The 13049-nt window shown below is 71.1% G+C and carries 9 protein-coding genes and 1 pseudogene; all 10 read right to left on the reverse strand.

Annotated features, from left to right (window positions below; translation table 11 throughout):
• Positions 1-13: 13 nt before the first annotated feature.
• The gene (locus AC2CHE_RS21585; protein WP_484506685.1) at positions 14-1249 is read right to left on the reverse strand and encodes a hypothetical protein; all 1236 of its coding nucleotides are present in this window, start codon (positions 1247-1249) and stop codon (positions 14-16) included.
• 433 nt (positions 1250-1682) lie between these two features.
• Positions 1683-2165, reverse strand: a pseudogene (locus tag AC2CHE_RS21590) (M23 family metallopeptidase); the annotation flags it as partial.
• Positions 2166-2263: 98 nt separating this feature from the next.
• Positions 2264-3073 carry a replication-relaxation family protein gene (locus AC2CHE_RS21595; RefSeq protein ID WP_484506686.1) on the reverse strand — a complete coding sequence of 270 codons (810 nt, stop codon included), beginning with the start codon at positions 3071-3073 and terminating at the stop codon, positions 2264-2266.
• Between the two features lie 62 nt (positions 3074-3135).
• Entirely contained in the window at positions 3136-4668 is a 1533-nt protein-coding gene (locus AC2CHE_RS21600) for a type IV secretory system conjugative DNA transfer family protein (protein WP_484506687.1), read from the reverse strand.
• A 62-nt stretch (positions 4669-4730) separates the two neighbouring features.
• Positions 4731-5990, reverse strand: a complete 1260-nt coding sequence (locus AC2CHE_RS21605) for a hypothetical protein (protein ID WP_484506688.1) — start codon at positions 5988-5990, stop codon at positions 4731-4733.
• 141 nt (positions 5991-6131) lie between these two features.
• Complete coding sequence (locus AC2CHE_RS21610) at positions 6132-7922, reverse strand: VirB4 family type IV secretion system protein (protein ID WP_484506689.1); 1791 nt, start codon at positions 7920-7922, stop codon at positions 6132-6134.
• Positions 7919-8845, reverse strand: a complete 927-nt coding sequence (locus tag AC2CHE_RS21615; RefSeq protein WP_484506690.1) for a PrgI family protein — start codon at positions 8843-8845, stop codon at positions 7919-7921. Before AC2CHE_RS21615 ends, AC2CHE_RS21610 begins: the two co-directional genes overlap by 4 nt.
• Entirely contained in the window at positions 8842-10869 is a 2028-nt protein-coding gene (locus AC2CHE_RS21620; protein ID WP_484506691.1) for a TrbL/VirB6 family protein, read from the reverse strand. Before AC2CHE_RS21620 ends, AC2CHE_RS21615 begins: the two co-directional genes overlap by 4 nt.
• Complete coding sequence (locus AC2CHE_RS21625) at positions 10869-11309, reverse strand: pilin (RefSeq protein ID WP_484506692.1); 441 nt, start codon at positions 11307-11309, stop codon at positions 10869-10871. Before AC2CHE_RS21625 ends, AC2CHE_RS21620 begins: the two co-directional genes overlap by 1 nt.
• Positions 11310-11589: 280 nt before the next feature.
• A complete protein-coding gene (locus AC2CHE_RS21630; RefSeq protein WP_484506693.1) occupies positions 11590-12411 on the reverse strand; it encodes a hypothetical protein in 822 nt (273 codons plus the stop codon).
• Positions 12412-13049: the final 638 nt, after the last annotated feature.

The raw sequence follows: 13049 nt of genomic DNA on the forward strand, positions 1-13049 counted from the left end.
GCGGGGCGGTAGGTCAGGCCGCGACCGGCGCGGCGGCGGCCTCGTCGGTCCCGGCCTCGTCGGCGCTGGTCTGGTCACCGGCGGGCGGGGTGGCGTTGGTCTGCGGCGGGGCCATGAACGCGCGGACCTCGGCGGTCGGGGCGGGCGGGTTGTCCGCGAGGGCGTATGTTTCCGGGGCCTCACGGGTCAGGACCAGCACCCCGAACCCGGTCAGCTTCTCCATGCCGTTGCGGACCGCCCCGGGGCTCCGCCCGCCGATCTCACGGGCGACGGTGCCGGGGGTCACGTCGTGGCCGGGACCGAGGTCACGCATGAACGCCTCGACCCGGTTACGCAACTCGTTCTTGCCCAACTTGGCCGACCCGTCGCTGTTGATCTCACCCATGCTGCGGCCGGTGCCGGTGGCACGGCGGGCCGAGGGACGGCGGATCTTGCGGGTGTGCCCACAAGTCGGGCACGTCGAGTGCGTCGGCGCGTTAGCCGGGTCCACGGTGGCGAGGTCACCGTCCCCGATCACCCACAACTCGTCACCGTCCTCGGTGACCGGCAGGCGACGGGCGGCACCGGCAACCTCCATCGCGGCGAGGATCGTGTCACCCATCGCCACCGACAGGCCACTCTCCCCGATCGCCGCGTCAGCCGTGATCCCGTCCGGATGCCCACCCAACACCCCAGCCATGATCAACACCTTGAGGTCAGGCTGACGCGGGCCGACCGGTGCCCCGGAAACGGGAGCGCCGGAAACCGGGGCCTCGGGCAGGGGTGCCTCGTCGGCCGCGTCCGGCGTCGCACCCGTGCTGGCCTCGCCGCTGGTCGTGGCCGTCGTCGGGTCGGCTGGCGGGGCGTCCTCGGTTTTCGGCTCGTCGGCGGTGGCCGGCCCGTCGTTGTCGACGGTGGACTCGTCGGCCGCGTCTCGCGTCGCGTCCGTAGTGGCCTCGTCGTCGGCGGTGCCCGTCGGCGCGTCGGTGGCCGGGGTGTCGCCGGTGGGCGTCGGCTCGTCGTCGGCGCTCTGGTCGGTGGCGGCCTCCCAGGTGTCGGCGCTCCTGCGGTTGCCCTTGGCCGGGTCAGGGGTGCGGGTGGCGGTACCGGCGGCTTCCATCGCGGTGAGCGCCTCGGTGACGACCGGCAGCGGCAGGTTCGCAGTTCCGGCCAACTTGCGGGCGGTGACGCCGGGGTGCTCGCGCAGCGCCTCGACGACGGCGGACCGGGCCTCGTCGGTGCCGGGGGCCAGAACGATGTTCGCGGTCATGGGCAATACACCTCCACAAAAAGGGGTCGACAAACAGCGATTCCGCGTACGCGTGATGCGCATTGTTTGCGGTTCCGCCGGGGCGGTTTTTGTTGCCCACATCCATGGACGCTCGATGCCCAATGGTTGTCAACCCCGCCACCCAAGACTCTTTACCGGGGGCGACACAACACCGCTTCCATCCTCCTATCCGGAAACCCTTACCGCCGCACGGCGCGCCATTAAACGGCCCCAATTCGACGCTGCGCCACGTTCGGCGCACCCCCCACCCCACACAGGGTCGGCACGGGTGCGACCCGCATACGTTGTCTTACGGGGTACCGGTTTTCGGGATGTTAACGACGACGCCACGCGTCCGGCAAACCCAGACACGCGACGGTCACCGCACCCCACGGAAGCACATTCACATGGTGCGGGAAATCACTTCACGGCTTTACAGCACTACGCCTCTTTGCCGCATGAACGGCACCGGGTCAACCACATTGTTGCCGCCTTCGTGGATCTCGTAGTGCAAATGGGGGCCGGAGGAGTTTCCGGAGCTTCCGACGTGGCCTATCGGCTGCCCGACGATCACCGTCTGCCCGACCGTTACCGTCGGCTGCCGAACCATGTGGCAGTAGCGCGAGACGATGTCACCAGCGTGGCGGATGTCGGCGTACCAGCCGCACCCGCCGAGGCCGGGGTACCCGTCGCTGTCGCACGGCATCGGCGCGCCCGTCGGTTCCCATGACTCACCGCCGACGTTGCACCGTACGCGCACCACCACGCCGCCGGAGGCGGCACGGATGACGGTGCCTTTCGGGGCCATGATGTCGACCCCGTCGTGGCCGGGCCGATCGGCGGTACGGAAGCCGGAACCAGCCGTGCCCACCACCGGGCGAGTCCATCCGGAGACGCTGATCGGCGCGCCGTCACCCCCGGCCCCACCCCCGCCGAACACCGACGAGACGACCCCGGCAGTAGCAGAGGTGAGCAGCAGCAACGCCCCAGCAGCACCCACCGCGACCCACAGCGCTACCCGTCCCACGCCGCACCACCCGGTGCGGGTAGGTCAGCCAGACTCACCCGGACGGGGTGCCCCAGGATGCGCCAGACTGGCCCCGCCGGACCGCCGGACGCGGCGGCGTGCTCGGCGGCGGCGGTGGCCACGCTCATTCCGTCCGGCAGCCCGGCCCGGCGCAGGTGGTTGTACAGGTTGGTCTCACGGGCGGCGGTGGGTAGCCAGAACAGCACCGGGTACGCCCGCCGGGGCGGTAGTGCGCCATAGCCGGTCAGCTTGCCCACCACCCGGCCCAACGTCTCCGTACCGAGGTCGACCTCGACCCAGAACGGCACCGTCCGGCCGTTGTCGGCCCACACACCGTGCCCATCCGGGCGAACCAGGTTGCCGCACGCCTCCCGGCAGCGTGCCTCGTTCCACCACCTGACCAACCGCGCGGCGGGGCGGGTGCGGGCATGGCCAGTGAGGGCGACGAAGAACCCGTTCACCGTGAGCAGGTGGGCCAGGGTCGGGGACATGGCGAGTCGGGCGGTGGCGTCACGTACGGCCGCCGGACGGGGCAGCGTCTCGCCGCGTCCGGCCGCCAGCAGTGCCGCGCCGACCGGGCCGAGGGTCCACCTCCACGCTTGCGACCCGGGCCGCTGGTAGTGCCGGAACCGGTCGAGGATGTCTCTGCCGTGAAGGGTGTTGAGGCGGTTGCGGGCACGACCGACCGACCCGAAGGCCAGGTCGACGAGCTGATCGGTGGTGAAGGTTCGGTGCTGGTCGAGCAGGTCGAGCAGGAGCCGGTCTCGGGGGGTGAGGCGGCCGAGTTCGGCGGCCACCACGGACGCCGTGAGGCGCAGACTGCCGGTGGCAGATGTGCGGGTAGGAGGGATATCTCTTATCAGTCGGTTCCGGTCCACGAGTCCTCCTCACCGCCGTCCACGTGCGCGTACGACGTGTTCAAGGGGGCGTGTTCACCCGGCTGTTCGTGGTCGTTGCGTTCCTCGTTGGATCGCTCGTTAGACCTCTCGTTAGAACCCTCGCCCTGACCAGCGAAGGTGTTGCGACCCACCAGGTCGCTGACCGCAGCGTCGACCGGGACGGACGGCTCGGTGGTGGCCGTGGCGGTGGCGGCTTCGCTGAGCAGTCGCCGCCGCTGCTTCACTGGCAGGCCGGTGTGATAGCGGGCCGCGCGGCGCAGCTCGCCGGCACGGCCCGCGATGGCCGGCGGTGGTGGCTCGGTGTCGGCGGTGACCGGTGGGACGACGCGGCCACCGGCGACCGGGCGGAGGACAATCTCGTAGCCGCCGAGGCGGATCAGGTCCCCGTCGTCCAGATAGGGCCGCAGGTGCCGGGCTTGGTCGATGGCGTCGCGGGGGGCGAGGGCGAAGTACACCTTGTTCCGCGCGTTGGCGTCGATCGCTTCGACCATGTCCCCCGACAGCTGCCCGAGGTACTGATGCGCCAGGACGAACGAGGTGTGCAAGCCGCGGGCCTCGGCGAGGGCGTCATCGATCCCGATGGGCAGGTGCAGGAAGTTGTGACACTCGTCCAGCACGATCATGGCGTCGGGGCGGTCGTCTTCGGGGATGCGGGCGCGGGCGGTGGTGGCCTGCCATAACCCGGCCAGGAGCAGGGAGCCGACCAGGCGGGTGCCGTCCTCGCCGAGCATGCCCTTGGGTAGGCGGGCCAGCAGGACGCCGCCGTCGAGGATGTCGGCGAAGGAGAACGTGGTGGCCGGCACCCCAAACAGGCTGTTCGCCATCGGGTGAGCGAGGACGAGGCGCAGTCGGGACAGCAGCGGGGCGACCAGGGCGGAGCGCTGCGTGGCGGGCAGTTCGTTGAAGCCTTCCCAGAACTGGCCGAGGGTGTTGCCCTCCCAGGTGTTCAGCCTGCTGGTGGCGGTGTCGACCCGCGCGGTCCTCCACTCGGAGTCGGACAACAACCGCGGTAGCTGGGTGAGGGTGGCGCCTTCGATGTGGGCGAGGGTGAGTAGGCCGTGGTAGCAGATGTCGGCGGTGCGGTGCCCCCACCAGCGGGACCACACCTTCGCCATCACCGCCGTGAGGTTCGCGGCCACGTCGTGCGGACTGCCGCCGTGCACGGCCGGGTCGAGCAGATTGATCGCCGGTGGCGCGGCTCGTTCGCCCGGGTCGATCAGGACCAGACGGTCACCACAGTCCTTCGGTAGCCGGGCGAGGAGGTCTCGGATGAGGTCGCCCTTGGCCGGGTCGAACGCCGCCACCCCACGCCCGGCTGCAACGTCGTCGAGGATCATCCGCATCAGCAGCGTCGTCTTGCCCGTGCCAGTCGGCCCGAGGGCATGCAGGTGGTAACGGCAGTCGGGCAGAGAGATCCCCACGCGCATCGGCGATCCAGCGTTGGCGACACCGATGACCTTGCCGCCGAGGCCGTGCCGCTCATCAAGTGGCACCAAGTTCAGCCTGCGGCTGTCCGGGTGGGAGGTGTGCACGGGTGCCCTCATGCTGGGCTTGTTCATGGGACGCTCCAGGCGGTGGGCGGGTCGTCGATTTCGGTCGCACCGGACTCCGCCTGCGTCGCTGAGCGGCGGGTCACCACCCGACTGGAGGTCCGGAAGATGTCGCGGGTGGCGGCCCGACGGCGTGACGCCGCACCAGGCAGGCCGTAGACGGCCGGCTCGGCGGGCAACCCGGCGAGGGCGGCGGCTTCCACCACAGAGACGAGGCTCATCCGGGCCTCGGACATCCATCGGTCGGCCGCCGCGACCGCACCGCGCCGTAGCCGACGGCGAGTGAAGTGCGCCGACAGCAACCCGAACCCGGAGCTGACATCAGCAGCGGCAGCGCGGGCGGCGGCCTTGGTAGGACCGGCGGCGACCGTGCGTACGGCAACGAGCAGATGAGGTGCGTCGGCGTACTTCGCCCGCGCCTGCCGGGCCAGCTCGGCCGTGTACGGGTCGGCCGGATTGCTGCGCCGCTTCGGGCTCGACGGGCTGGGTGTGAAGATGTTCAAGACGCCGATGATCAGCATGTGCAGCCCATCGGCGAGCAGCCCGACGGCGCGGGATGCCCCACGGGGGCGGCGGACGCCTTGCGGGTTGGTCATCGCCCGGCGTAGCACCCGCAGACGATGAGCCGGTGCCCGGCCGAGGTGAACTTGCAGGATTGCGGCGCCGGTACGCCCAGCTGAGGCGAGCCCGCCATAGACGGCTCGCAGCCGGTCTTCTTCCGGTGCTCCCGCGTCCACGCCTCGGCGCGGGACCGGTGTGGCGTTCTCGACCAGGGGCAGCCATTCCGGCTGGGTAGGCCACACCGCGAGGGCGGCCACCGCCCCGGTCATCGGGACGGCCGGCGGCCGGGTCTGTTCGGCTCGTGCGCCGGGCCAGCCGCGTTGCAGCAGCCGCACCACGGCGGTCGGATTGACCCCCGGTGGCAGCCACAGCCCGCAGCGCATCCCCTCCGGGTCGGCGGCGACCTCCCACACCAGCCGGGCCGGACGCAGCGCCCACCGGCGCGGCGCGGGCAACACGGTAGCGAGCAGCCGCCACAGACCGACCGTCGCGCACGGTGTGGCGGTCACCGGCGGGGTGATCTCCAGCCACCGCGCGGCGGCAGCGTGCCGCCGCCAGATGTGCCGCCGCCACCACATCCACCCGACCCGTACGCCGATGAGCGCCACGACAGCGGCGAGGAACACTGGCCACCGGTCGCGGACAAGACGCCACACAGCGTCGGTGACGTCGTTACCCCAGGAGCCGCACAGCAGCTCACCCACAATGGAATCGGGAAGGCCGCCCTGGCCGGGCAAACAGCCAGCGAGAACCGAAGGCGACGACGGCGGGGATGGAACCAGCGTGAAGGAGGCAACCATCGCGAACTCCGATCGGCAGTGACGCAGGACCGTTCACGATCCAGGTCAGCGACGGCGAGTGGGCGTGCCAGTGACTGGGCCGGTGACAATCAACTCGTGCTCGGTCGCGGAGGCGTGGCTGTGGAAGGCCACCCGCGCGGACCCGGCCGCGAGCAGCGCGTCTCCGCGTCGGCAGGACAGCAGGAACACCCGCTCGCCGTCGGTGAGCCCAAACGCCTCAGCAACGGCGTCGATCGCCTGCGGCGCCTGCCGCAGCAGCACCTGCGTGGCCGCGTTGGAGACGACAGCGCGGCCGGTCTTGGTAGCGAGGACGTCGGCCGCGTCCTGAGTGACCACGGTCAGGCCGGTGCCGTACTTGCGGGCGGACTTAGCGAGGGTCTCCAGAAACCGGCCGCCGCGACCGCCGGACAGCAGCTTCCACGCCTCATCCACCAGCACCATCCGCAGCACATCCGGCTGCCGACCGGAGGCGGTCGCGCCACGCACAGTGCGCCAGATCGTGTCCAGGGTGAGCAGCGTCCCGACCGGATGAAGCTGCTCGGGCAAGTCCTTGATGGCGAACACCACCAGGTGCCCGACTGGCGCGGTGGTGGTCGGCCCGTCGAACAGGCCCTTCATGCTGCCCGCCACGTAGGGATGCAGGCGCGCTGCTACTCGACGGCCAGCGTCGTCGGTGTCCTCTAGCGCGGTCACCACGTCGGCCAGCAGCGGCGCCGGTCGCTTCCAGGTGCGCGGGTCGGTGGTGATGCCCTTGGCTCGGTATGCGGCCAGCACCGCCACGTCGAGGGATCGAGCCTCGTCGCCGGGCAGCGGCGGGCTGACGGCGGTGTCTCCGCTAGCCATGACCGCGACCAAGGTCTGCATGAACCGTGCCCGGTCGTGGAGGGCATCGTCGCCGGGTGGCAGGTCGAGAGGGTTGATCTTCACCCCTGACGCGCCGAGACGGATGACGGTGCCGCCGACCGCGTCGGCCAAGCGTAGGTATTCGTCTTCGGGGTCGATGACGAACGCCTCCACCCCGAGGCACAGGTTGCGCAGCAGGTCGAGCTTGGCCAGATACGACTTGCCTTCTCCGGAGCGGGCGAGGATGACGGCGTTGTAGTTGGACTGCGCCCACCGGTCCCAGACCACGACGCCGGCCGAGTGCAGGTTCAGCCCGAACAGCACCCCCATGCCGCTGTCCCCGGCGGTGTCGGGCAGGTCGGGGCTGGTGAACGGAAACGCTGCGGCGAGTGCGTCGGTGTCGAAGACCCGTTTCATTCCGAGCGCGTCGAACGCGAGGGGTAGGCCGCTGATCCAGCCCTGCAACTGCCGCCACGTCACGGGCACGGTGTCCAGCAGCAGCGAGGAGGCCAGGGACCGCACCTCGGCCACCTGCTGTCTGAGGTCGTCGGGGTTGGCGCCGTGGACGGTCAGGTAGAGGCCGAGGCGGAACAGCCGCGCCTCGCCCCGGGCGACCCGCGTGGCCAGCTCGGCGGCGTCGGCCGCGGCGGCGTCGAGATCGGGATCGTCGAGGCGGCCCTTGGCCGCGTCCTGCCGACGGGAGGACTCGAACCGGCCGCGCTGCTTACGCAGCCGCTCGGAGGCCACCGCCGGCGCGACGGGCTCTATGTGGAAGGCGGCGTCGACCAGGCCCGGATAGGACAACAACGGCTCGGCCCACCCCGGCCCGACCTCGGCCGGGTAGCCGACGACAGCCAGGGTGGCGCTGTAGCCGTCTCCGACCCGCACGAACCGGCCGTCGACCTCGACGGCATCTGGAGAACCGGGCAGGATCGCCGCCCCCTCGGGCACAGCGGGCCGCCGCGTCGGCAGCAGTGCGGAGAACAGGTTCACAGGTCGTCACCTCGGTCAGATGTGGAGTAGGGCGTGAGGGCCGGGGCGGTGGGGTCGAGGCTGGCCGCGAGTCGCACCGCCGCGTCCGGCCCATCGAGCAGCCGGGCGGGTACCTCGCAGCCGGCGAGGGCGCGTACGGCTTCGGCCGCTGTGTGGGCGGTGTGGTGTGCGCCGCGTCGGCTGCGTACGGCGACGGTGATCTGTCGGTGCAGCAGTTCCCGCCGCGCGGCCAGGTCATCGAGGAATGCCACGTGCGCGTTAGCGGCCTCTTCCAACGCCAAGTGCGGCAGTCCCGGGGCGGCGGCGAGGAACCGGTCGGCGAGGTAGGTCAGGTCCACCCGCTGCGCCCGCACGACGATCTGCGCCGGACCGTCGAGGCTGTGTAGCCACCGTGCGAACCCGGCCACCAGGGCGTTCTGCTCGCCTGAGGTGCGCAGCCCAAACGCCACCGTCGAGGCGGCGACCAGGCCCGTCGTGCCGTCCGAGCCGAGATCGATCAGCCCATCGGCGCTGATGCCCTTCGCGGGCAGCCGCAGCGGTGCGGGCAGCGGCAGCCGGTCACCCGGCCCGGCGGCAGTCTGCACCCACGCCGGAGCCGGGATGACCGGCCCATCGGCCGGCACGAGCCGGCGCGGGCTGCGGCGGTGCCGCAGCGCCGCGAGGACCCAGGCGTCGAGGCTGATGCCGTCACGGCGGCCGACCGCGAGGAGGAACGCCCCAGCGGCGACCGGCATCGCCCCCGCGAGGAACACCACCGGATGCACGAGCGTCGCCACCGCCGTCCACGCCGCATACAGCAGCAGGCCCGCCACGGCGAGGATCACCAACTGCCGTCCCGACATGCCGAACGCGATCCGATCAGCGCGCTCGATGTCTGCGGGAACCCTCGTCCGCATCGGGGCCTCTTCGCTGCGGCGGCTCATCGCTGATCACCCCTCGGCTTCGATGACGAACGCCGCACCGGACCGGACGGTCGAGCCGGCGGTGGGGACGGTGACGGGCCGGTACGGACGGCGCGCGGATCCGCCGATGTCACACCGCCCGACGGGGAGGGGCGCGGCGGGGCCGACCGCTGACCGTCCGGAGACGGGGGGACGGACGGGGCCGGTGGACGGGGCCGGGGCGTGCTGGGCGTGGCTGCCCGCCGGGCGGCGGACGGGCTGCCCGGGTTGGCGACGGGTTGCCCGCTCGGGGTGGCGCGCCGCGCCGCCGTGGGCCGTGTCCCCGGGGTCGAGGTTCGTCGTTGCCCGCCGGGTGCCGGTGTGGCCTGGGCTGCGGAGAACACCGGCGTAACCGGGGCAGGTGGCCGGCGTGGCGCGCTCTGCCGGGTTGGTGCCGCCGAGAACGTCACCGCTGGTGCCGGACCGCCACGCGTGGGTCTCGGGTTCGTGGTGGTGGCGTCGCTGAAGGCGACCCTGGCCGGCGGCGTCGTCGGGGACGGCGGACTCGGCTGGGCCGGGTCCGGGTGAGAAAACTGCACGGCCGGGACACCACCGGACGGCGGTGCCGCTGGTGTGGACGGGGCTGGTGGGTGGCTGAAGTTCGGGGCGGCGTTCGTCCCAGACGGCGCGGGCAGCGGCGTATGGGTGACCGGTGCATGGCTGAACGCGGTCGGTCCCGGCGGGGACGGCGGGACCGGAGCCGTCCCCGGACGGGGCGGGCGAGGTGGACGGGCCGGACGGGGGCCACCGGGCAACGGACGGGGACCGGGCGGACGAGGTGTCGTCCGTCCGGCGGTCCGCGCCGCGCTCGTGCCGCCGAGGATGCCGGCCGCCGCCCCGAGCGTTTTGATCATCAGGATGGCGTGGACGAGTTGTCCGAGCAGTCCTCGGCCGTTGCGCTGCCCGAGCGGGCCGAGGACGAACTGTCGCATCCAGCCCGGCAGTTTGATCAGCAGCCACAGCATCGTCAGGCACACCACGCCGCCGAGGAGGCCGTGCCCGGTCGCGGGTATGCCCATCACGGTCGGTCCGGCCGGGGTGAGGAACACCTTGATGGCGGCCATGACGACGATGGCTTGAGCGAGTTGCAGGCCGAGGCAGGCCAGCGTGCAGCGCCACCAGAGGTGGGCCACGCCCTCGGTCAGCGGGCTGGCGTGGCAGATCAACGCCGCCGGGGCGACACCGAACAGGATGACCAGCGCCGCCAACCGCAGCACGAACGTGAACTCCACGACGAGGCACATCACGATCACCGCGATGACCAGCAACGCCATCAAGAACCCGCCGCCTCGCAGGGCGTCATCCACGACCTGCCGGATCGCCGTCGCGGCGCTCGGGCCGTCGATCGTGTTGCCGGCGATGGCCACAGTCAGCGCGTTGGTCAGCTCGATGGCCTTCTGCCCGATGATCAGGCTGCAATTGGCCAGGACCACGCCCACGGCGATGCGGGGTAGCACCTGCTTGAGGCCGTAGGAGGTTTGCAGGGTCTCCCGGGCGGTGACCAGGAACCCTCCGGCCACGATGAACAGCACAATGATGCCGTTGGCGACGATCAGGCTGGTCGTCCAGATCGCCTTCACGTGCTCGTTGACGGCGAGGTCCGGGGTGGACAGCCACGATTCGCCGAGGGCTTCCATCACCGGCTGCAGGGCCTGTTCGGCGGCCCACACCACCAGGTCCACCACGGCCTTACGGACCTGACCCCCGACGTCGTACCAGGCCGGATCACCGCTGACAGAGGGATGGCCGGGCGTCGGGGCCGGGCCGGGAGGCGGTGCCGGCACGGAGGAAGACGGATCCACCCCCGGCGGGCGGACGCCCGTGTCAGGCACGCCGGGCGTCGGCGGCGTGCCAGGTGCAGTAGCGGGCGGGCCGGGTGCCGGGCTCGGCTCTGCGTGCGCCGGCCCAACCCAGGTCAGGGCAAGGCCGGCAAGGATCACCACGCCGAGCAGCAGCAACGCCACCGGCCGGACCACAAAGCTGGATCGGATCTTAAGGGCAGCCATCACGCCACCCACGAGCCGACGATGGTCACGAACAGCGGCGCGAGCAACGCGAGGGCATAGCCGATCGCGGCGGACCGCAACGCGAGCTTGGCCTTCTCGACCTCGCCGGGATCGCCGTTCGCGGCCAGATACCGCAGGCCGCCGACAGTCAGGAACAGCGTGGCGACGGCGACGAGGATGCCAACGAGCCAGGCACGGATGTTGCTGGCGACCTGCTGGATCGACTCGGCGGCCATCACCACCGGGGCGGGCTCGGCCGCCCACGCCACGTGCGGCACGGCAACGAGCGCAGCAGTCACCGCGGCGGTGAGGAGTAGCAGCGCGGCGCGGAAAGTCCGAGGACGGTATCGGGGCGGACGGCGGACGGACGGCCGCCCGCACTTGCCGGCCCCGAGGCGGCGGTCCGCCGCCTCGGGGCGCGGGAAGGGATAGTGATTCATGGGTTGGGCACCTCCGGTGCGCACGACGACGCAGCCCGCAGCGGGACGTGGGTGCGCGAGTGGGTGGCGAAGGCAGGACCGGACGATGCGGGGTGACCTGTGGTGCCGACCGGCGCGGCCGTCCTCCTCACCAGAAGCGGCGGGTGGGCCGGGGACCGTACGGGGTGTCAGCGCCGTCAACGGGTCCGGTCGGAACAAGGTCACCTGCGCGGAAGAGTCCCGCACTAGGGGATTACAAATCCGAGCCCCGGATTGGAAAGCCGGAGCTCAGGCACGCTGCTTACGGACGCTTCCGGGCGGTGGACGCGTCGAGGACCACCGTCGCCGTGGCCTCGGTGACCACATCGGCGTACGGATCGGACAGCTCACCGGACTCGATCGCGGCCCGCAGCAGGGCGACGGCGGCGGTGCGCCGCTTGTAGAGGTTCCAGCGCGGCTGGCCGGTGCGTTCGGCGTAGGCGGTGAGGCAGACCTCTTCCAGGTACGTCGCGCCGATCAGCTCGGCCTCCTGGACGGTGATTGCCCCGGCGGTGACTGCGCGGGCGAGGACGAGATCCGGGTGGCCGTACGGGGCCGGCGGCAACACCGCGCCCGGGGCGTGGTTCGGTGCCCCGGACGAGGTGGGCTCCAGGTCACGCAGCTCGGTACGGGCCTTGGAGAACGCGGCGGACAGCAGGTTGCCGACCACGCCCGGCCTGTCCAGGTCGACCGTGCCGAGAGCGCGCAGGAATTGCTCGACAATGGCGGCCTGCACATCGCCGGTGAACAGCTTGGCCAGCAGGTACGCCTTGAACCGCAGGCCCGGCAGCGCGACGCCGACCGAACCAGCCCTCCACGCTGGGTCTCCCGTGCGGACCTGCTGCACGAGGAGTCGCCATGCCGCGTCCCGGTCGGCGTACCCGCAGGATGGGTGCATCAGGATCGCCGACAACTCGGGCAGGGCGATACGGCGGCGGGGCAACCCCTGACCGAGGGTTCGGCCGTCCACCGACAGCGGGTTCGGACCCTGCCCCATCAGGTGGAACCGGTACTCGATGTCGTTGAGCAGAGTCTCGCCACGCGGCCCGGCGGCCGGGCCACTGGCGGGGGTACGACGGTCCATGATGGTGCTCCCTCGTGATGACGGTGTGCCGTCCGACAGGAGTGCCGGTCGGCGCTGTGCCACCACGCCACCAGGGCCTTTGAACAGATCATGAACATCGGTGATCTTGTTCAAGGCGTCTCGACACGTGTTCAATCCCGGTCGCCGCCGACATTCGTTCATGCGTCTCGACCTCAGCCCGCCTGCATTCCCAGCCAGGTGTGCAAGCCGTAGCGAGGCTGTTCAAGGCCCTCCGTACCGGTTACAGCCGCTTCGAGACTGCGCCCTGGAACACAGGCCCCACGACTCAGGCAACGGCGTCAAGCAGGATGGCCAGGAGCGCCTCCTGCTGGATGCGCTCGCACCCCAACGCGATCTTGGTTAAGGTCCAGGGCCGCTGAGATGGCTCACGTTCAAGCCGTTGACGATCCCGGTGAATCCGGCAGGGATCTTGTTCAACCTGACATGATCGTGTCGGCGTTCCACGACGTCAGGCCAGTACCTGGGCCCTCGTCGACACTCGCCTCGCCGGCAGCTATCGACAACGGTGTCAAGCCCCGGGTTTGGTGGAGAGTTGGTTAGCTGGTTTTCAGGGGTGCGGTGACCGGCTGGGTCATCGCGTGTAGTGCCTCGTGTTCGGCGGGCGGGACGTGTCCGAG

Source organism: Micromonospora sp. ATLC16 (assembly GCF_057196645.1).

Coding starts and splice junctions, on each gene's coding strand:
- AC2CHE_RS21585 (WP_484506685.1), bottom strand. CDS start 1,249: ATGACCGCGAACATCGTTCTGGCCCCCGGCACCGACGAGGCCCGGTCC.
- AC2CHE_RS21615 (WP_484506690.1), bottom strand. CDS start 8,845: ATGAGCCGCCGCAGCGAAGAGGCCCCGATGCGGACGAGGGTTCCCGCA.
- AC2CHE_RS21620 (WP_484506691.1), bottom strand. CDS start 10,869: ATGGCTGCCCTTAAGATCCGATCCAGCTTTGTGGTCCGGCCGGTGGCG.
- AC2CHE_RS21625 (WP_484506692.1), bottom strand. CDS start 11,309: ATGAATCACTATCCCTTCCCGCGCCCCGAGGCGGCGGACCGCCGCCTC.
- AC2CHE_RS21630 (WP_484506693.1), bottom strand. CDS start 12,411: ATGGACCGTCGTACCCCCGCCAGTGGCCCGGCCGCCGGGCCGCGTGGC.